A 19,568-nucleotide genomic window follows, 5' to 3' on the forward strand; every position below is an offset into this window, starting at 1 on the left:
TCGCAGTGATATCTCTTATAGCCTACTGAAAGAAGATTAGCCCATTAGCGATGTGTGATTAAATCATAGGCTTGCTTGGCAGCATCTTGCTCTGCTCTGCGTCGGCTTGTTCCTTCACCGATGGTACGGATATTAATTTTTTGAATTGCACACTCCACCCGAAATTTCTGTCGATGTGCTTCTCCGCTGGTAGTCACGATCGTATACTCAGGCAGCGCTATTCTGCGGCCCTGCAGATATTCCTGCAACATCGTCTTGGGATCTTTTCCCCAAGTCTCGAGATCCAGCTTATCCAATAATGGCCGATAAAGATTGCCTACAAAATTCTCAACCTCACGAAATCCACCGTCCAAATATATCGCACCAATCACTGCTTCCAATGCATTGGCGAGAATAGACGGACGACGATGTCCGCCACTCCGGCGTTCGCCCTCACCCAATCTGATTAAATCGCCCAAACCAAGCGCCAAGGCTAAATCGAATAGCGCCCGTTGATTGACGAGGTTTGCACGCAGCCTGGATAAATTCCCTTCGGGCAATTGTGGAAACGTTTTGAATAGTAAAACCGATACGGCAAAATTCAACGCACTATCGCCGAGGAATTCGAGACGCTCATTATTGGGAGAACCAAAACTCCGGTGTGTCAGCGCTTCCTGCAGATGTTCTGGTTGTTTAAAAACATAGCCAATCTTGTTAAAAAGATCTTTGGTGTCTTTTATAGGCGAGCTTAATATGTGGCGCGTATCTAGGCTAGGCGTACTCATTGATTGCTTGTCGCGTTAAAATCGATATATAAAGAAACATTGGCAAATAAAGGTGTTTTCACTGCATAGCTGACGCTGAGCACTATTTTGCTGCCTTCTTTGCGAATTTCGATATCCCGGCCATTTATAGCTTTTATATTATCGATTGTTGCACGCTTATTGAAAGATTCGCGTATCTCCGCCGGCCGGATATTTTGCGCATTCGCTTCATTGGCGATTACAACCAATGCACGCTTGATTGACGAATATTCCACAAATGAGGGGACCAATTTCATTCCTAGAATGACGATCACTACAACCAATGCTGACCAAATGAGCATTCCAGAAAGACCGACGCCCCGCTGTTTATTTCTTATCAAATGGGTTTGCATATTTTTCCACCCCCAACTCAATTTCAAGCTGTTTATTCTATAGACATGCCAATCCGGCTTAAATCGCTAAAATTCCACCAAATCATAAAAGCCTTCCCCACGATATTTTCTTCTGGAACAAAGCCCCAATAACGGCTATCGCTGCTACCATCACGATTATCCCCCAGAGTAAAGTAATTGCCTTCCGGTACCTTACAGGTAAATCCAACTCTGTTAAAAGTACAATTTTCACTGTAGGGAAAATGATGAATGCCCGCCAACTGCATATCGGGCGTATCGAGGTTGATGAGAATGTCGTAGCTATTTTCTCCAATGGACTCCTTGAAACGCTGGGTATAGATATAAGCCAATCCTGATTCGATATATTTATAGTCACCCTCGAACTCCATTTTGACCGGCTCACCATTGATACTCAGCCGTTTATTACGGTAGGAAACGATGTCACCAGGTAAACCAATCACCCTTTTAATGTAATCTATTGAAGGATCTTGAGGGTAACGAAATACCATTACCTCACCGCGTTGGGGTTGGTTCACTTCAATGATCTTATGGTTGATCACAGGCAGCCTGATGCCATAGGTATATTTATTTACCAGTATGAAATCACCTACGAGTAATGTCGGGATCATCGAACCGGACGGTATCTTGAATGGCTCCATAAGGAAAGAGCGAAGAATAAAAACGATCAGGATGATAGGAAAAAAACTCTTGGGGTACTCTACCCACCAAGGCTCGTCCGCATCCTGTGCTCGTCTACGCTTTAAAAAAAATATATCGAGCAACCAAATACTTCCGGTTACTATCAACAAGATGAGTAATATTAAAGGAAAATTCATCTTATTTTCCTTAAGTGATCCATTACATTTTTAATAGAGTGGATAAAGCAACTATTCATAGCATTCATTGAGTGAATTTATCTTTTTGTTATCCGTCATTTACCAACTTGTAGAATAGCCAAAAATGCTGCTTGAGGAATTTCCACATTACCCACACGCTTCATGCGTTTCTTACCTGCTTTCTGTTTCTCAAGTAATTTGCGCTTGCGCGTAATGTCACCACCATAGCACTTAGCTAATACATTTTTTCGCAGCGCCTTGACGTTTTCCCTTGCTACAACATGTGCTCCAATGGCTGCCTGTACAGCGATATCAAACATTTGACGTGGAATGAGCTCTCGCATTTTTTGCGCCAGCTCACGCCCTCTTTGCTGACTGCTGGCACGATGAACGATCAATGACAGTGCATCTACTTTTTCGTTGTTGATCAATATATCCAGCTTCACCAAGTCAGAAGCGCGAAATTCCTTAAATTCATAGTCAAGCGAAGCATAGCCCCGGCTTACGGATTTTAGCTTATCAAAAAAATCCATCACGACTTCATTCAAAGGCATTTCATAGACCAGCATGACTTGCCTGCCCATATATTGCATATTTCTCTGTATGCCGCGTTTTCCTGTGCACAGAGACATCACTACCCCCACGTATTCTTCCGGCACTAAAATCGTTGTGGTAATAATCGGTTCGCGAATCTCTGCAATCTTTGAGAGATCAGGCATTTTGGACGGGTTCTCGATTTCGGTGATTGTACCATCACGAAGCACAACCTGATAAACCACCGTTGGCGCAGTAGTGATAAGATCCATATCATACTCGCGCTCCAATCTTTCCTGGACAATATCCAAATGGAGTAAACCCAGAAAACCGCAGCGAAAACCAAACCCAAGCGCTTGCGAGGTCTCAGGCTCGAATTGCAGCGACGAATCATTGAGCTGCAATTTCTCCAACGCGGCACGCAGTGCGTCATATTGATTGGATTCTACTGGATACAATCCGGCAAACACCTGAGGTTTGATCTCTTTGAAACCAGCCAAAGGTGCGGTCGCAGGGTTATCTGCTAAAGTAACCGTGTCGCCGACTTTTGCCGACTTCAACTCCTTAATACCGGAAATGACATAACCGACCTCACCCGCAGCCAATGAATCGCGGCTCTCTGCCTTAGGTAGGAAGGCGCCGACTTGCTCACATAGATAAGCCGTCCGATTGGCCATTAGCATGATTTTATTACCAGGCTTCAAAACCCCGTCGACCACTCGCACCAAAATGACAACCCCGACATAATTATCAAACCACGAGTCTATGATCAGCGCTTTCAAAGGGGCATCAGGGTCTCCCTTAGGGGTAGGAATACGCTTGACGACCGCCTCGAGCATCGCCTGAATACCTTCTCCCGTTTTGGCGCTGACGCGCAAGGCATCTTTTGCATCGATGCCAATGATATCTTCAATTTCAGCAACGACACGTTCAGGATCCGCAGCCGGCAAATCAATCTTATTCAATACCGGTATCACTTCAACTCCCTGCTCGATCGCGGTATAACAATTCGCTACCGTCTGCGCTTCGACGCCCTGGGAAGCATCCACTACGAGCAAAGCGCCTTCACATGCAGCCAAGGATCGTGATACTTCATAGGAGAAATCAACATGACCGGGTGTATCTATTAAATTCAATAAATAAACCTGGCCATCAAGGGATGGGTACTTCAATGCAACGGTTTGTGCTTTGATTGTTATGCCGCGTTCACGCTCCAATTCCATGGAATCGAGCACTTGCTCTTCCATTTCCCGATCAGACAACCCCCCACAAAACTGGATAATGCGATCGGCTAAAGTAGATTTACCATGATCAATGTGGGCGATAATAGAAAAATTACGAATGTGCTGCATTCGATTGGATGCTTTATATATGAAGTAGTGTTTGCAGGAATGTTATGGATAATCACTTTCAAACAAAAAGTGTCGGTTACCGCTAACCGACAGCATTCTATCGAATTTTAGCAAAATAAGCATCTAGCGCAGCAACATCGAGATGATAATGACAAATTTCCTCATGCGCTGGGGCCGCCGATACCAACACAGGCACCCGGTCGTTGAATAAACGGACCAAATCGGGATCATTGTCTATATCGATCATTTGAAATTCAAAATGGATTTGTTTCTGTAGCGCTTGCAGCGATGCGATCATCTCCTGGCACAGGTGACACTCCTCACGCCCATATACGATTAGTCTGTTCACTCCCATTGAATTAAGCATCGGGTTTTTTAGCGCTCAAGTTTCATCGTGATAAAAGTGGTCATATCCCCTCTTTTTATCAATAGCGCGATATTTCTTCCTTTTTCGACTTTTTCGAGTAATTGATTAAATTGCCTGATTGTTTTGATGTCTTGATTGTTGAATCCGAGAATGATGTCACCTTGCCGTATACCCGCCCGGGCGGCAACACCAGCATGCTGCACTTCTTCGACTAACAATCCCCCCTCAATTCCAAGTTGTTTTTTCTGCCCGTCAGCAAGCTCACTGAGGGCAAGACCAAGACGATTTGACGTATCAGGTATTTTTTTACCCTGTTTTCTGCTGCGCTCGCCTTCTTCGGAAGGCATTTCTCCAATAATTACGGCTATGTTCTTTGTTGTTCCATTACGCCAGACTTGCACGGGTACTTTAGTGTTCGGCTTGGTATTGCCCACGATACGCGGTAAATCACTTGAAACTTCAATAGCTTTGTCGCCGAACTTCAAAATGACATCCCGAATTTCAATACCAGCTTTATCAGCGGGACCATCTTTTTCCACCGAAACAACCAATGCACCCTGGGCTTTCGATAGACCAAAAGATTCAGCAAGCTCTTCGGTCATTTCTTGAATCATGACACCAATTTTACCGCGCGAGACTTTACCATGCGCCTTGAGTTGGTTCGCTATGTCCGTTGCCACATTGATCGGGATCGCAAAGGATAGTCCCATAAATCCCCCCGTCCGGCTATAGATCTGTGAGTTAATGCCGACCACTTCTCCTCTCATGTTGAATAAGGGACCACCAGAGTTACCGGGATTGATGGCGACATCCGTCTGAATAAAAGGCACATAATTTTCCTGAGCAAGAGAACGCCCTTTTGCGCTTACTATGCCTGCGGTCACGCTGTTTTCAAAACCAAAAGGAGAACCGATTGCAACCACCCATTCCCCCACTTTGAGCCTATCTGGATCACCTTGCGTCACAACAGGCAAATTCTTTGCGTCAATTTTGATGAGCGCCACATCCGTCTTACGGTCTGTTCCTATCACTTCCGCACTAAACTCTCTTTTATCATTTAGCTTTACAGTGATCTCATTAGCAGATTCAACCACATGCGCATTCGTCAAAATATAGCCGTCTTTGCTAATAATAAATCCTGAGCCAAGCGACTTGGATTCATATTTTCTTGGGCCTGAAAAGGGCTGCATATATCTGCGAAAAAATTCGAAAAAAGGGGAATCTTCCGGAAGATTAGGAATTTCTGGGAAAATCTGACCTCCTGCAATTTGCTGAGTCTGGACTGTACTGATATTGACAACAGCTTCTCCGTACTCCTCAACTAACCCCGTAAAATCGGGTAATTCTTTTGCATGCGTGATGTTGAGTGAAGAAATGAACAATAAGCACAGTAAAACGAATTTTTGCATGTCGCTTCTCTTGATAACGAAAGGAATGATTGAAAAGATCTTTACTTGATTTAGCTAAGTTGCAATATCAATGAACTCCTGCCTAAACAATGAACCTCGACACCAAGGTGAGTAATCCACTATTTGTCATGCACGCTCTCTACCGATCAATCCGTCATTCATGTTGATCTTCGACTTGATAAACACCTGTTACCGGTGTATGCATGATGGTATGAGATGAAAACCCTCTATGGATCAATGGATAATCGCCAGAATGTTGAGGGATGAGTGGAAGAGTAAAAGCCGGAGTTGGTTGAAAAGTTAACGGATGATCGACTTGAATGACTGCTTTGTTATTTACTTTTTCTGCGACGAGCACTTCTCGTTTCATCTCGGATGCTTGCATTACCAGCCATCCACTCGCCAAAATAACGAAGGAAGCCGCTGCAGAAAGTGTAACAATCTTTCGTTTATAAAGCTTAAACATGCTTGGCATAAACAAGATAGGTTCTTCCGCCAATCGCTCACTCACCCGCCTCGCCACATCGACCTGCATTGACACTGCCGGTTGTCGCAGCATATCGCTGATTACGTGGTAAGTTTCCCATTCACGTAACAAATCTTCCTGTTTTTTTAATGCCAAAATAATTTCTTCAGCATTGACTGTATCTAGCTCACCATCCATCAATTCAGATATTTTATTTTTCATATTGCTACCCCTTCATTACCACCTCTTATCTTTACCTGTACCCAATAAAGGCCGTAATTTCTCAGCTATGGCCTCGCGTGCGCGAAAAATACGTGAACGAACTGTACCGATAGGACAATTCATAATGTTCGCAATCTCCTCATAACTTAAACCTTCAATTTCTCTTAAAACAATTGCTGTTCTTAGTTCTTCAGGCAGTGTATCTAATGATTGATTAACGGTTTGAGCAATTTGTTTGCTCATCAGTTCACTCTCAGGTGTACTTACCTCTCGTAATTTACTCGCTTCCTCAAAATTTTCCGCATCTTCGTTATCAAAATCATTTACTGTCGTAGGGACCTTTCTCCCTTGGGATACAAGAAAATTTTTAGCGGTATTAATACCAATCCGATACAGCCAAGTATAAAAGGCGCTATCACCACGAAACGATGGTAACGCACGATAAGCTTTGATAAACGTCTCTTGAGCGATATCTTCGACTTCAGCGGCATCACGAATAAATTGTGATAATAAGCGTGCTAGCTTTCTTTGATACTTAATGACTAGCAAATCAAAAGCATGTTTATCGCCCTGCTGTACACGCTCCACTAATTGTTGATCGATTTCACGATCACCCATGCCACTTCCCCGAATTAAAATGAATAGATTGCTTTATGCACACTACGTATCACTCAAATTCCAGAATGAGTGATAGGCAAACCAAAGTATACCTCGTTCGGGGAACCACCGTGAACTATCCTGAATCTGTCTAAAGACAATCAACCTTCTTGATAAGTTCACTACATTCGTACTATCCGTTTCCACGAAAAACTTGGCGTTTGAGTTATGATTGAAAGATCGTTTCATTCTCTGCTTGTAAAATAAATCAAAATATCAATTATTCAATGCCACAACATCATTTCGACACACTGATTATCGGTAGCGGTTTAGCCGGATTAACACTCGCACTCAATCTTGCTCAACATCAGAAGGTAGCAATCGTTACAAAAAAAACAATACACGATAGCTCTACCAGCTGGGCACAAGGTGGTATAGCCGCAGTTCTGTCAATGGAAGACTCCTCCGATGCCCATATTCATGACACCTTGGTTGCCGGCGCCGGATTATGTGATAAAGCCATTACGCGTTATGTCGTTGAAAAAGGGCCCGAGGCGGTCCGCTGGCTCATTTCTCAAGGCGTCAGATTTACGCGAGACAACAATAGCCAGACAGGTTACCACCTCACGCAAGAAGGGGGGCATAGCGTCCGTCGTGTAATCCATACCAATGATGCTACTGGCAAAGCGGTCCAGTTAACCTTGAGTGAAAAGGTTTGTACACACCCCAATATCGTCATCCTTGAGCATCATATCGCTGTTGATCTCATCGTGAGTTCTAAATTGCCTCATCATGCCGCCACACCAGCCGACAGATGTTATGGAGCTTATGTATTAGATATCAAGGCCGATAAAATCCATACGATCGCCGCCCACAATACGGTGTTGGCAACGGGGGGCGCAGGTAAAGTTTATCTTTATACAACCAATCCAGATATCGCCACAGGCGACGGTATCGCGATGGGGTGGCGGGCAGGTTGCAGAATCGCTAACATGGAGTTTATCCAATTTCACCCTACCTGTCTTTATCATCCTCATGCCAAATCTTTCTTAATCAGTGAAGCCGTCAGGGGTGAAGGTGGCTTGCTAAAGCTACCTGATGGCGAACGCTTCATGCCTAAGCATGATGAACGGGCAGAACTAGCACCACGAGACATTGTGGCACGTGCTATCGATTTTGAGATGAAAAAGCGGGGCCTTGATTGCGTATATTTGGATATTTCACATAAATCACCAGAGTTTCTCAAGCAGCATTTCCCTACCATCTATGCCCGATGCCTTGAACTAGGGATCGATATCACGCGCCAACCTATCCCGGTCGTTCCCGCAGCCCATTACACTTGTGGCGGTATCGTTACCGATCAGAATGGCAAGACAGATCTTAACAACTTGTACGCAATCGGCGAAACCGCTCATACGGGCTTGCATGGAGCAAATCGCTTAGCCAGCAATTCTTTGCTGGAATGCTTGGTATTCGGTTTAGCTGCCACCAAAGATATCCTCAACCAAACACCCATTCCTTTTGTTTCACTCCCCAAATGGGATGAGAGCCGTGTTACCGATGCAGATGAGGAAATCGTAATTTCACATAACTGGGATGAATTACGTCGTTTCATGTGGAGCTACGTCGGTATCGTTCGTACCAACAAACGCTTACAGCGCGCTCAACACCGGATCAATCTGTTACATGAAGAAATCAATGAGTACTACACTAATTTCAGAGTAAGCAGTGATTTACTTGAATTACGCAATCTAGTGACGACAGCCGATTTGATAGTACAAAGCGCGATGTTGCGTCATGAAAGCCGCGGTCTGCACTATAGCCGCGATTACCCCAATACCTTACCTCAAGCTCACAATACAATCTTACACCGGAAGGAAGGTAAATCTCTCCAATAATACCTGCCATCCAACTCAACTAATGATGTAAAATCAACAATCTATTGCTTGTCTCAGACACGTTCTACAAGTAAGCACGTCCACCTCGGTATAATGAAAAGCAGCACCTGCTAGCTATCGCTCGGACAAGATCTTTACAAACGCAAAGCAAGCCTAATTGAATGCATAAAGGATAGATGTAATGAGAATTTCAGCAAATTCTGTCACATCAAAATTGGATAATCAACCAGAGGTTATCCACCATACAGAGTTTCGACATAACCCAAAATCTTTCCTGAAATTGATTTTGTTAGGTTTCTCGATAGTTGGCTTACCGCTCATCATTGCACTCGTTTATAGTGCCATACGCATCGATCAACTTGCAGAGCATAGCCGCACGACAATTTACCAAGCAACGCAAATGACTCATGGCAGCAGTATCTTGATCGACGAGATCATCGTCATGGAGCGCAGTATCCAGCACGCGCATATCCTAGAAGATTTGTCCTTGCTTGAGAGTTATTTTGAAGCACACGCCAATTTTGAGAAAATCGCACTCAAACTTCTAGAAATTTCACCCCATCTCGAACAACATCTGTTCTTGGAGAAATTGCGGCTATTTGAAACAACAATTTTTCGCGAGGTCCTGACTTTATATGACACCCCAGAGAATTTTCCCGATTTACTCGAACGATTCGCTTCTCTACTCATTCTCGCACAGGATTTCTCTACAAAAAATTATGAAGTGATAGGGAAAAAGGTAAATGAAATGAGCGAAATGGCAACACAAGCTCGTACACTGGTGGAATTGGAATTACTCATACTCATCCCGTTTGTCATCCTACTCGCCCTGATTTTTTCGATTTTCATTGCTCGCCCTCTTCGTCAAATTGATGAAGCCATTTATAATATGGGGCAAGGCAAGCTCTCAAACGTTGTACGGGTCAATGGCCCTGAGAATCTAAAATATTTAGGCTCACGCTTAGATTGGATGCGCCGCCGATTACTCAAATTGGAAGAGCAAAAAATTCAATTCTTACGGCATGTCTCCCATGAGCTTAAAACCCCGCTTACCGCCATTCGTGAAGGTGCCAACCTCCTGGCGGAAGGCGTCGCAGGTAATCTAAACAGAAAACAGCAACAAATCGCTAGTATCTTGCATACCAGCAGTATCCAATTACAAAAGCGCATTGAGGATTTATTAAGTTTCAGCGCGCTTCAATCCGACAAATCTGCGCTCCTTAAACAACAGGCTAATCTTGCTCAAATTATCGCTAATGTACTTAAAGACCAAAATCTTTCCATCATGAGCAGAAAAATAAAAATCGATTTAGATTGCCCCAAACTATTACTCGAATGTGACCGGCAAAAAGTCAGCATTATTGTCGATAATCTGGTATCGAATGCCATTAAATTTTCCCCGCAAGAAAGCTGCATCAAGATTGCTGCAAAACAAATCGATGAAATCATTCAAGTTGATGTCATCGATAATGGTATAGGTATTGATGCTAGCGAAAAAGCCAAAATATTCGAGCCTTTCTATCAGGGGCGTGGAATACCGAATAGTCACATCCGCGGAACAGGGCTTGGGTTGTCCATTGCACGGGAATATGCGCTTGCGCATGGGGGAAATATCGAGCTTATTGAGCATGCTGTGCAAGGTGCACATTTTCGTCTTACCTTACCCATCCAAGACCCTGAGACTCAACCATGAACATCTCTACTGGATTGAAATTGATATTGGCATTGGGTCTCGTTCTGACAGGTTGTACAGCGCTAACCGAGCGCCAGCCTCCTGACATTCTTACCGAGCAAACTCCGCAGAGTGAGGAGCTCAATGATGATAACGCTATTGGCGAGTTAATGCGATATCATGGCTTTTTACTCGAGAAGAAGGTCTTTCAATTAGCTTGGGAATACAATTATGCTAAAAATCATTTCAAAGACAGTACCGATGCAGGAGAACGTCTGAAATATATTTTGCTAATCAGCATGCCCAATACAGCGCACACCGACATTCAAGCTGCCCTTGCCTTGTTGAGCGATTGGCCACAAGAAATCAGTTTATCGCCGAGTCTGGCAAGCTTTAGAGAATTATTGATCGCGCTGCTTACGGAACAACAAACGGCAAGAGCTAGTATGAGAAATTTATTGTACAAATTAAAAAATACGGAAGAACAAGCTCAAACCTTACAGAAAAGAATAGATGCGATCAAAAGCATGGAAAGAAATCCTATTCGAAGAATCACGCCTTGAGTTATAAATATATGATACAACAAAAGAAAATTTTACTTGTCGACGACGATAACGATCTACTCGAACTACTTTCGATCCGTTTAACAGCGGCAGGTTTCGAAATTATCATCGCGACCAGCGCTGAAGCCGCACTGAATTGTTTGGATATTGCTCGACCCCATCTCGTCATCAGCGATATGCAGATGAGCGGAATGGACGGTATGGCACTCTTTGAACATATCCACCGTGTCATCCCTACGCTACCGGTCATTATTCTAACCGCCTATGGCACTATCCCTGATGCGGTCAGTGCCGTTCAACGCGGAATCTTCGGTTATCTCACCAAACCCTATGATCCAAAAACTTTGCTTGATCAAATCAATCAAGCGCTCAGGCTGACTTGCAGTAATGGCAGCGGGGAAGTGGGCGATGGATCACAAACCAGCTGGCGAAAAGAAATTATTACGCAAAATGCAGAAATGGAGGATATCCTCACCAAAGTTGAACGAGTGGCAGAAGGTAACGCGAGTGTTCTGCTATTTGGTGAAAGTGGTGTGGGAAAAGAGTTGTTTGCGCGCGCCATACACCATGCATCCAAGCGTTGCTGTCAACCCTTCGTCACAATCAATTGCGCCGCCATCCCAGAACAATTGTTGGAATCAGAGCTGTTTGGGCACGTTAAAGGTGCTTTCACAGGAGCGGTCAAAGATCATAAGGGTTTGTTCCAATTAGCCGAGGGCGGCACTTTGTTCCTCGATGAAATCGGCGACATGCCGCTGCTTCTGCAAGTAAAATTACTTCACGCACTACAGGAACGCGTTATCCGGCCTGTTGGTTCCACGCAAACCATCCCCATCGATGTCCGAGTTATTTCCGCCACCCATCGTGATCTCAAGGCTGAAATACTATCCGGTAATTTTCGTGAAGATCTGTACTATCGGCTCTACGTCGTTGGTTTGACGATACCTTCGCTCGCTCAGCGTCGCGAAGATATCCCGCTACTCGCCAATCATTTTTTGCGTACTTTTGCTGAAAAATATGAGAAAGAAATTAATGGTTTCTCACCGGAAGCCATCAACCTTCTACTCAGCGCCGCGTGGCCGGGCAATGTACGGCAATTGATGAACGTAATAGAACAAAGTGTCGTACTGAGCGCCAATCCGCTCATTTCTCATAAACTCGTTTATGATGCGATGCATATGGAAGAAACCGAACTTGTATCGTTCGAAGAAGCGCGCAAGCAGTTTGAAAGAGACTATCTTGTACGGTTGCTGAAAATCACCTCTGGCAACGTGACGCAAGCCGCCAGACTCGCTAAACGTAATCGAACAGAATTCTACAAACTGCTCCAACGGCATCAGCTTGATTTTACGCTTTACAAACAGCAAGAAAAAAGCAGAGGGGTTTGCTGAATATACCGTTAGCGACTCAAGAAATTAGAACCAGGGCAGCCATTTATGCTAGCTAACGCATAAGAGTAATCCCCTATCTGAGCTGTGAAAGCCAAAGTTCGCTAAAAAATTCACTGTCCGCTAGCATAAAAGCTGTTCTGTCATTCCGTTAAAGCAGGAAATTTGGCAACAATTTCTATTTCGTCCTCACCCCGTTTAACTCTGAGTGGTAACCAGGTACCGGGGGCATGACGCTTAACAACGGCGATAATATCGCCCATCTCTTTTACCGATAACCCCGCGATCTCAGTAATTATATCGTTTTCCAACATATTGGCCGCCTCAGCAATGCTGCCTTTTTCGACCTGTAACACACGGGCACCGCCTGCTTCCAATGCAATTTCATAGCGGATACCCAACCGCTGGCGTGAGGGAGCGATTTCAGCCGCATAGGGTGCAACGCCAAAAACGGCATCGGCATAGCCTGCAGCCAACTGCCGGCAAGGTCTATCCGTATCCCATGGCAATAATGAAGTAATTTTCGTGACCCCCAGATCTTTTAATTGATGAGGAACACCAAAGCCATGCAAAATATGTCCCGATCCCATGATACCGACAACAAGGGGGCTCTTTTCCTGAGTCGATGAATTTAGCGCTGCATGAATCGCCTGCGCCATGGCGCGATCCCATAACTGCTGGCCCACTACAAACCGCAAAAAATCAGGATCATAGCGGGTGCTCCGTTTTTTCATTTTGCTCTTGCGATCATGCAGCTCATAGATCGGCAGCAAGAAATCGAGATATTCGGAACTCGGGGGCGCTGGGCGCGTGACCCCTTCACGCTCATTCTCGGGCACACTATCAAAACCTTTTTCGGAGACCTGCTTTCTCAAACGCGTATCGATATTCAATGCTTGCATTGGAATACGGTTCATGCGTGCAAAATGGAATAAAGGCAAGTATAGGCTCGCATCGGTCCGCCATACCGTATCCCACTCCGCCGCTCTCAAGAAAGCAGACTCGGATAGCTCTCCCGCTACCCACTGATCAAGCACTTTCTGAACGCGGCGCGGAAACATTTCAAAACCGATTACCATATCGGGGCGAACGGCATGAAGTGCGGCCAGCATTTGTAGCTGCCAACGATGGTGCTCGCGGTTAACATGTGTTTCACCTAGCAAAACCACCGACTGACCTGCAGCACGCGCAACAATTTCAGGCAGGGTAGTCGCCCCTTTTCCAGGAATAATCCAGTTTGCTGCCGGCACACATTCTTGCGCAGCGTTGCTGAGCCGAGCCAAAGGTTTAGGCGCTGGAAGGATTCCTGCCGATAAGTTTCCAGCATAGGTTCCCCATGAAAATAGCGCTACGCTGATGAGTCCACTCCGGACAATTATTTTTAAATTATTCATTTTTGTTGATTATTCTTAAGAAAATTAAAAAGCCAGATCATCACTTGGATACACCATGAGAAGGACAAATTCCGTATTCAATTGGTTCCAGAAAGCTATCCGGCCCATTTACGCGCATTCCGGAATATTCTTATCCAGGGAGCATCTTCTCCCCATTCCCCGGGATGCCATGAATGTTGCACGGTACGAAATACGCGCTCTGGGTGAGGCATCAAAATGGTGAATCGTCCGTCTGTCGATGTTAGTCCGGTAACGCCTTGTGGCGAACCATTGGGATTGCAGGGGTATCGTTCGGTCGGTACCCCTCGGTGATCCACGAAGCGTAGCGTGACATAGGGTAACGCCGCAGCCAGCTGTTGATCGCTTTCAAATACTGCCAAGCCCTCGCCATGCGCAACCGTGATCGGTAAGCGGCTTCCCGCCATACCATCAAAAAAGAGCGAAGGATTCTGCGGTATCTCAACCATAACAAAGCGCGCTTCGAACTGCTCGGATAAATTACGCTCAAAGTGGGGCCAATGTTGGGTGCCAGGGATGATTTCATGCAAATTGCTCATCATCTGACAACCATTGCATACCCCTAAGGCAAACGTATCCCCACGTTCAAAGAAGGACTGAAACTCATGTCGGGCACGTGTATTAAACAAGATGGATTTAGCCCATCCTTCCCCAGCCCCCAGCACATCACCATAAGAAAATCCACCGCATGCAACCAATCCTTTATAGTCAGCCAATGAAATGTGCGCAGCGATGATATCGCTCATATGCACATCAACGGCTTGAAATCCGGCACGATCGAAAGCTGCTGCCATCTCGACGTGACCATTGACCCCTTGCTCGCGCAGAATGGCGATCTTAGGCCGCACCCCCGTTTGGATAAAAGGCGCGGCAATATTATCCTCCACATCGAATGTCGGCTCGGCGCTCAAACCCGGGTCTGCAACATCGAGAATCCGATCAAATTCTTGCTGGACACATGCCGGATTGTCACGCAACCGTTGCATTTGGTAGCTGGTTTCCGACCAGGCGCGTTGTAATTCGGCGCGCTTCTCCTGAAAAATGGCTTTATTGTTACGTAACAGACGAATTTCATCCTGATCATTGAGATGCCCTAATACAAAGCTGTTGTGGCGCAGCCCGAACTCAGTCAATGTATGGAACACGGCATCGTGAAATCGTTGCTCGATCTGGATTACTACCCCGAGCTCTTCGTTAAATAAGACCGCCATCAGACGTTCTGAAAAACGGCCATTCAGCGCTTCGGGTCTGATCTCATAGCCATCGATATCACTGGCGAGCGGATCAAAGCATAATTGATCCAAATTGACAGTGATACCCACATGCCCGGCAAAAGCCATCTCGCATAAAGTAACGAACACCCCGCCATCCGAACGATCGTGATAAGCGACAACCTGACCGGCACGATTCAGTTGCTGAATAGCTGCAAACAAGCGCTTGAGCTTATCGATCTCAGCCACGCCCGATATATCGGGCGCGCTATCTCCCATTTGACTATACACCTGCGCTAACGCCGAACCTCCCAAGCGATTTCTCCCTTCGCCAAGATCGATCAAAATCAGTTCGGTTTCCCCGCGATCCGTGCGAAGCTGGGGCGTGAGTGTATTGCGTACATCGCTCACTCTTGCAAAAGCAGAAATGATCAATGAGAGCGGCGCAGTCACTGCTTTCTTTTCAATTTCATTATTAGGATTCGATATTTGCCAAGCTGTCTTCATCGACATGGAATCCTTACCAACCGGGATACTGATTCCTAGCTGCGGGCACAGCTCCATTCCTATGGCATAAACGGCATCATAGAGGGCCGCATCCTCGCCATCGTGCCCCGCCGCCGCCATCCAGTTGGCGGACAGCTTGATTTCTTCAAGCGTATCGATCGAAGCAGCCGCAATATTGGTGATCGCTTCACCCACTGCCATGCGGGCAGAAGCAGCCGGATCGATTAAAGCAATCGGTGCGCGCTCACCCAGCGCAAATGCTTCACCGAGATAGGTTTGGTAGCCCATACTCGTCACCGCGACGTCTGCCACCGGTATTTGCCAGGGCCCCACCATTTGATCACGTGCGGTCATTCCGCCTACGCTGCGGTCACCTATGGTGATGAGGAAGGTTTTATCAGCAACCGCGGGTAACCTCAGCACCCGATAGGCCGCTTCCTGCAAATGCCATCCTACCGTATCCAAGGGCGCAAGTTTCCTTGCGAGATGGGTAACCGTTCGCAACATTTTAGGAGGTTTGCCCAATAACACCGGCAGCGGCATATCGATCGGTGAGATACGTGATTGTTTATCCGCGACGACAAGCTGTGGCTCTGCGATCGTTTCTCCCACGACGGCATAAGGACAGCGTTCACGTACGCATATCGCCTGGAAGATTGGCAAAGAATCGCGCCGGATGGCCAATACATAGCGTTCCTGCGCTTCGTTACACCAGATTTGCATCGGCGACATCCCTGACTCTTCTACTGGAATTGATCGCAGATCAAACCGCCCTCCGCACCCTGCTCCATGAACGAGCTCGGGCAGCGCATTGGATAATCCCCCTGCACCAACATCGTGAATCGAGAGAATCGGATTAGGCTGCCCGCTCTGTTCCAATTGCCAACAACGATCGATCACTTCCTGTGCACGGCGCTGCATTTCTGCATTACCGCGTTGCACTGAATCGAAATCGAGATCTTCCGTATTCGTGCCTGTATCCATACTGGAGGCCGCGCCTCCGCCCAATCCGATCAACATGCCTGGCCCGCCTAGCTGAATCAGCAAAACATCGGTCGAGAAATTCTGCTTTACGGTATGCTTGTCGGAAATTTGCCCGATTCCGCCTGCCAGCATGATGGGTTTATGGTAGCCGCGCATCTCGCCCGCAACGAGCGCTTCAAACGTTCGGAAGTAACCCGCTAGATTGGGACGCCCAAATTCATTATTGAATGCCGCCCCGCCAATAGGACCGGACAACATGATCTCTAAGGCCGATGCGATACGTTCAGGTTTGCCATAGCCCGCTTGCCCCGTACCAGGCAACTTCTCCCAAGGCTGAAGGTAATCGGGAACACATAGATTGGAAACAGAAAATCCTGCTAACCCTGCCTTAGGTTTCGCACCACGTCCAGTGGCGCCCTCATCGCGTATTTCGCCGCCTACACCCGTCGCAGCGCCAGGAAAAGGAGAAATCGCGGTAGGATGATTATGCGTTTCCACTTTCATGAGCAAGTGAGTCAACTCGTTCGCATAGCCATAAATGTGCTGGTGGCCAGTAGGATAGAATCGATCGATCGACGCCCCCTCTATAACGGCAGCATTATCCGCATATGCCACAATCGTTCCCTGCGGGTGCTGTTGATGCGTATAACGTATCATCGAAAACAATGATCGGTTCTTGGGCTCACCGTCGATGACCCAATCCGCGTTGAAAATTTTATGCCGGCAATGCTCTGAATTGGCCTGGGCAAACATCATCAATTCGACATCAGTAGGATTGCGTTGACTATCTCGATAATAGTCCATCAAATAACCCATCTCGTCCGACGATAGGGCCAGTCCCATTTCCTGATTGACTAGCTTCAGCGCCGCCGCCCCTCCTGTCAAGATATCGATTTCCCTGAGATGGGCGGGCTCGACATACTGAAACAACATCGATGCTTCCTGTAACGAATGCACCACCGCCTCTGTCATACGATCATGAATAATTGCCTCAATTGCGCGCAGGCTCTCCACAGCTAATTCACCTTCCTGCTGAAGATAAAATGCCACACCTCGCTCGACTCGCTCAATCGCTTCGAGTCCGCAATGATGAGCGATATCGGTTGCCTTGGATGACCAAGGCGATATCGTGCCGGGACGAGGCAACACGAGCAAAAGCACGTCCCTCTGCACTGTTGATTGATCATTAGGGTCGACATTCAGTAATTTTTGTAAAATACCGAGTTCACTTTGGTCTAAATCGCGTTTAGACGAACAAAAATACCAGTATTCAGTCTCAATGGCTGAAAATTGCGGTACGATGGAACGAATCTGGTTAACTAATTTTTGTAATCGGAAAGGGGATAATGCCTTATGGCCTCGAAATTGCAGCATCAGAAATAAGCGTGGATGAGTGAATTATGAATGGTAATTTTACACGAGAAGGCACCCGGCTTGATGAATAACCCAATCCCTGTCTACACCACCGATGAAATTAGGGCAATCGAACAACTCGCATTTTCTATGCCAAATCCCCCCGGCTTAATGGAAAAAGCAGGATTGGCAGCCGCTCATATCGCTAAAGACAACTTGTTGGTCGATGGCAGAAATAGCGTCCTGGTCATGGCTGGGCCAGGCAACAACGGCGGAGACGCCCTGGTCGCTGCACGCTATCTGCACAATTGGGGGTTTCAAGTCACGACAATTTTTACTGGGGTCGCTGCGCGCTTGTCGCCCGATGCCAAACGAGCTCTGGAAAGTTGGCTCGCCGCAGGCGGGCATCTTCATGACGAAATACCTGCTGACGTGCAGTGGCATGCGATTGTCGATGGTTTGTTTGGTATTGGTTTGAATCTCGCAAAACATCCCTTTGATGAAAAATATCGCCAACTGATCGAGACGATTAACAGCATGCAATTACCGGTGCTCGCGCTCGATATTCCGAGTGGGCTCGATGCTGATACAGGGACTGCACCTGATGCCGTTATCAAAGCGACCATTACCGCTTCGTTCATTGGATTGAAGCCGGGGTTGCTCATGCATGATGGCAGTGAATGTACTGGCAAAATCATCGTGTGCAATCTTGATCTCGACACGCTTTCCCTGATAACCCCACGATCATGGTTACTGGATCACAACGCGATCCACTATTGCTTACCCTCACCTCGGCCAGCGAACAGTCATAAAGGCGGCTTTGGCAGCGTAGGCATCATAGGTGGGGCGTCAGGCATGATCGGTGCTGCACGTTTGGCTGGCATGGCTGCGCTCAAATTAGGCGCGGGTCGGGTATATCTTGGCCTGATCGCTGAAGCTCCGCTTACGATCGATCCGACCCAACCTGAATTGATGCTACGACCGGTAGATGAGCTCTTCGAGCTCGATCATCTCACTTGCCTGGTAGTCGGCCCAGGGCTAGGACAGGAAATCACCGCCAGTCTTTGCTTAGAAAAAGCCTTGCACACGCCCTTACCGCTGGTATTGGATGCAGATGCGCTCAATCTCATCGCAGCTTACCCAGAGCTTGCCACCGCCTTAAGATCGCGCCAAACACCCACCATCATGACACCGCATGCTGCTGAAGCCGCGCGTCTGCTCCATACCGACCCGGCGAGCATCCAGCGTGACCGCTTCACCGCTGCGGAGCGTTTAGCCAAGGACTTTAATTGCGCGCTGGTGCTCAAAGGTGCGGGCAGTCTCTGTATGCTGACAAATGGACATCGCTACTTCAATACCAGCGGCAACCCGGGTTTAAGCAGCGCCGGAACAGGCGATGTCCTATCCGGTATGATGGGCGCTTTCCTTGCACAAGGGCTATCTTCCGAGCAAGCATTGTTGCTTGCCGTCTATCTGCATGGCAGTGCTGCTGATGCTTTGCTTGGAGCATGGCACGGTCCGATCGGCATGACCGCCTCGGAAATTATCGATTCAGCCCGTTGTCTGTTAAACCGCTGGGTTTACGGTGACGAAGCCCAAACAAGATACGCCCATTCCGTCAGTGCTTATTGATCAACCGTGTGCGCAGCAGTAGCTAACCCT

General features: G+C 46.8%; 15 protein-coding genes. 5 read left to right on the top strand and 10 right to left on the bottom strand.

Annotated elements, in window-relative coordinates; all coding sequences use genetic code 11:
* Positions 1-44: 44 nt before the first annotated feature.
* From rnc to rpoE, 8 genes are all read right to left on the bottom strand, one after another.
* Positions 45-764, bottom strand: coding sequence for a ribonuclease III (gene rnc, locus C8R30_RS02775; RefSeq protein ID WP_090668323.1), 720 nt, complete (start codon positions 762-764; stop codon positions 45-47).
* Positions 761-1,135: a DUF4845 domain-containing protein gene (locus C8R30_RS02780; RefSeq protein WP_107784292.1), complete on the bottom strand. Its 375-nt coding sequence runs from the start codon at positions 1,133-1,135 to the stop codon at positions 761-763. Before C8R30_RS02780 ends, rnc begins: the two co-directional genes overlap by 4 nt.
* A gap of 32 nt (positions 1,136-1,167) precedes the next feature.
* Entirely contained in the window at positions 1,168-1,971 is an 804-nt protein-coding gene (gene lepB, locus C8R30_RS02785) for a signal peptidase I (protein WP_090668330.1), read from the bottom strand.
* A gap of 95 nt (positions 1,972-2,066) precedes the next feature.
* Positions 2,067-3,857, bottom strand: a complete 1,791-nt coding sequence (gene lepA, locus C8R30_RS02790; RefSeq protein WP_107784291.1) for a translation elongation factor 4 — start codon at positions 3,855-3,857, stop codon at positions 2,067-2,069.
* 97 nt (positions 3,858-3,954) lie between these two features.
* Positions 3,955-4,212: a glutaredoxin family protein gene (locus C8R30_RS02795; RefSeq protein ID WP_107784290.1), complete on the bottom strand. Its 258-nt coding sequence runs from the start codon at positions 4,210-4,212 to the stop codon at positions 3,955-3,957.
* Between the two features lie 20 nt (positions 4,213-4,232).
* Positions 4,233-5,633, bottom strand: coding sequence for a DegQ family serine endoprotease (locus C8R30_RS02800; RefSeq protein ID WP_090668336.1), 1,401 nt, complete (start codon positions 5,631-5,633; stop codon positions 4,233-4,235).
* 154 nt (positions 5,634-5,787) lie between these two features.
* Positions 5,788-6,321, bottom strand: a complete 534-nt coding sequence (locus tag C8R30_RS02805) for a sigma-E factor negative regulatory protein (protein WP_107784289.1) — start codon at positions 6,319-6,321, stop codon at positions 5,788-5,790.
* 15 nt (positions 6,322-6,336) lie between these two features.
* Positions 6,337-6,939: an RNA polymerase sigma factor RpoE gene (rpoE, locus tag C8R30_RS02810; protein ID WP_090668344.1), complete on the bottom strand. Its 603-nt coding sequence runs from the start codon at positions 6,937-6,939 to the stop codon at positions 6,337-6,339.
* Between the two features lie 266 nt (positions 6,940-7,205).
* Here rpoE and nadB point away from each other — a divergent pair, with 266 nt between their 5' ends.
* The 4 genes from nadB (at position 7,206) to C8R30_RS02830 (ending at position 12,442) form a co-directional block, all read left to right on the top strand.
* Positions 7,206-8,816: an L-aspartate oxidase gene (gene nadB / locus C8R30_RS02815; protein WP_107784288.1), complete on the top strand. Its 1,611-nt coding sequence runs from the start codon at positions 7,206-7,208 to the stop codon at positions 8,814-8,816.
* A 181-nt stretch (positions 8,817-8,997) separates the two neighbouring features.
* Positions 8,998-10,509 (top strand): HAMP domain-containing sensor histidine kinase, encoded by a 1,512-nt coding sequence (locus tag C8R30_RS02820; protein WP_107789499.1) that lies wholly within the window; start codon positions 8,998-9,000, stop codon positions 10,507-10,509.
* Positions 10,506-11,051, top strand: coding sequence for a hypothetical protein (locus C8R30_RS02825; protein WP_107789500.1), 546 nt, complete (start codon positions 10,506-10,508; stop codon positions 11,049-11,051). The genes C8R30_RS02820 and C8R30_RS02825 overlap by 4 nt, the downstream gene beginning before the upstream one ends.
* An 11-nt stretch (positions 11,052-11,062) precedes the next feature.
* On the top strand, positions 11,063-12,442 hold the full coding sequence (locus C8R30_RS02830; RefSeq protein WP_107784287.1) for a sigma 54-interacting transcriptional regulator: 1,380 nt from the start codon (positions 11,063-11,065) through the stop codon (positions 12,440-12,442).
* Between the two features lie 140 nt (positions 12,443-12,582).
* Here C8R30_RS02830 and C8R30_RS02835 read toward each other — a convergent pair whose 3' ends face one another.
* Both C8R30_RS02835 and purL read right to left on the bottom strand, forming a co-directional pair.
* Positions 12,583-13,833 (bottom strand): ChaN family lipoprotein, encoded by a 1,251-nt coding sequence (locus tag C8R30_RS02835; protein ID WP_107784286.1) that lies wholly within the window; start codon positions 13,831-13,833, stop codon positions 12,583-12,585.
* Between the two features lie 95 nt (positions 13,834-13,928).
* Complete coding sequence (gene purL / locus C8R30_RS02840; protein WP_107789501.1) at positions 13,929-17,927, bottom strand: phosphoribosylformylglycinamidine synthase; 3,999 nt, start codon at positions 17,925-17,927, stop codon at positions 13,929-13,931.
* Positions 17,928-17,957: 30 nt separating this feature from the next.
* On the opposite strand from purL, the gene C8R30_RS02845 reads away from it, so the two are divergent.
* Positions 17,958-19,538: an NAD(P)H-hydrate dehydratase gene (locus C8R30_RS02845; protein ID WP_258191921.1), complete on the top strand. Its 1,581-nt coding sequence runs from the start codon at positions 17,958-17,960 to the stop codon at positions 19,536-19,538.
* Positions 19,539-19,568 lie beyond the last annotated feature (30 nt).

The organism is Nitrosomonas nitrosa, from assembly GCF_003051105.1.
Taxonomy (GTDB): domain Bacteria; phylum Pseudomonadota; class Gammaproteobacteria; order Burkholderiales; family Nitrosomonadaceae; genus Nitrosomonas; species Nitrosomonas nitrosa.

What these genes read in the sequence shown, in the direction of transcription:
- rnc (WP_090668323.1), bottom strand. Translation starts at nt 764, where the DNA reads ATGAGTACGCCTAGCCTAGATACGCGCCACATATTAAGCTCGCCTATA.
- C8R30_RS02780 (WP_107784292.1), bottom strand. Translation starts at nt 1,135, where the DNA reads ATGCAAACCCATTTGATAAGAAATAAACAGCGGGGCGTCGGTCTTTCT.
- lepB (WP_090668330.1), bottom strand. Translation starts at nt 1,971, where the DNA reads ATGAATTTTCCTTTAATATTACTCATCTTGTTGATAGTAACCGGAAGT.
- lepA (WP_107784291.1), bottom strand. Translation starts at nt 3,857, where the DNA reads ATGCAGCACATTCGTAATTTTTCTATTATCGCCCACATTGATCATGGT.
- C8R30_RS02795 (WP_107784290.1), bottom strand. Translation starts at nt 4,212, where the DNA reads ATGGGAGTGAACAGACTAATCGTATATGGGCGTGAGGAGTGTCACCTG.
- C8R30_RS02800 (WP_090668336.1), bottom strand. Translation starts at nt 5,633, where the DNA reads ATGCAAAAATTCGTTTTACTGTGCTTATTGTTCATTTCTTCACTCAAC.
- C8R30_RS02805 (WP_107784289.1), bottom strand. Translation starts at nt 6,321, where the DNA reads ATGAAAAATAAAATATCTGAATTGATGGATGGTGAGCTAGATACAGTC.
- rpoE (WP_090668344.1), bottom strand. Translation starts at nt 6,939, where the DNA reads ATGGGTGATCGTGAAATCGATCAACAATTAGTGGAGCGTGTACAGCAG.
- nadB (WP_107784288.1), top strand. Translation starts at nt 7,206, where the DNA reads ATGCCACAACATCATTTCGACACACTGATTATCGGTAGCGGTTTAGCC.
- C8R30_RS02820 (WP_107789499.1), top strand. Translation starts at nt 8,998, where the DNA reads ATGAGAATTTCAGCAAATTCTGTCACATCAAAATTGGATAATCAACCA.
- C8R30_RS02825 (WP_107789500.1), top strand. Translation starts at nt 10,506, where the DNA reads ATGAACATCTCTACTGGATTGAAATTGATATTGGCATTGGGTCTCGTT.
- C8R30_RS02830 (WP_107784287.1), top strand. Translation starts at nt 11,063, where the DNA reads ATGATACAACAAAAGAAAATTTTACTTGTCGACGACGATAACGATCTA.
- C8R30_RS02835 (WP_107784286.1), bottom strand. Translation starts at nt 13,833, where the DNA reads ATGAATAATTTAAAAATAATTGTCCGGAGTGGACTCATCAGCGTAGCG.
- purL (WP_107789501.1), bottom strand. Translation starts at nt 17,927, where the DNA reads ATGCTGCAATTTCGAGGCCATAAGGCATTATCCCCTTTCCGATTACAA.
- C8R30_RS02845 (WP_258191921.1), top strand. Translation starts at nt 17,958, where the DNA reads ATGGTAATTTTACACGAGAAGGCACCCGGCTTGATGAATAACCCAATC.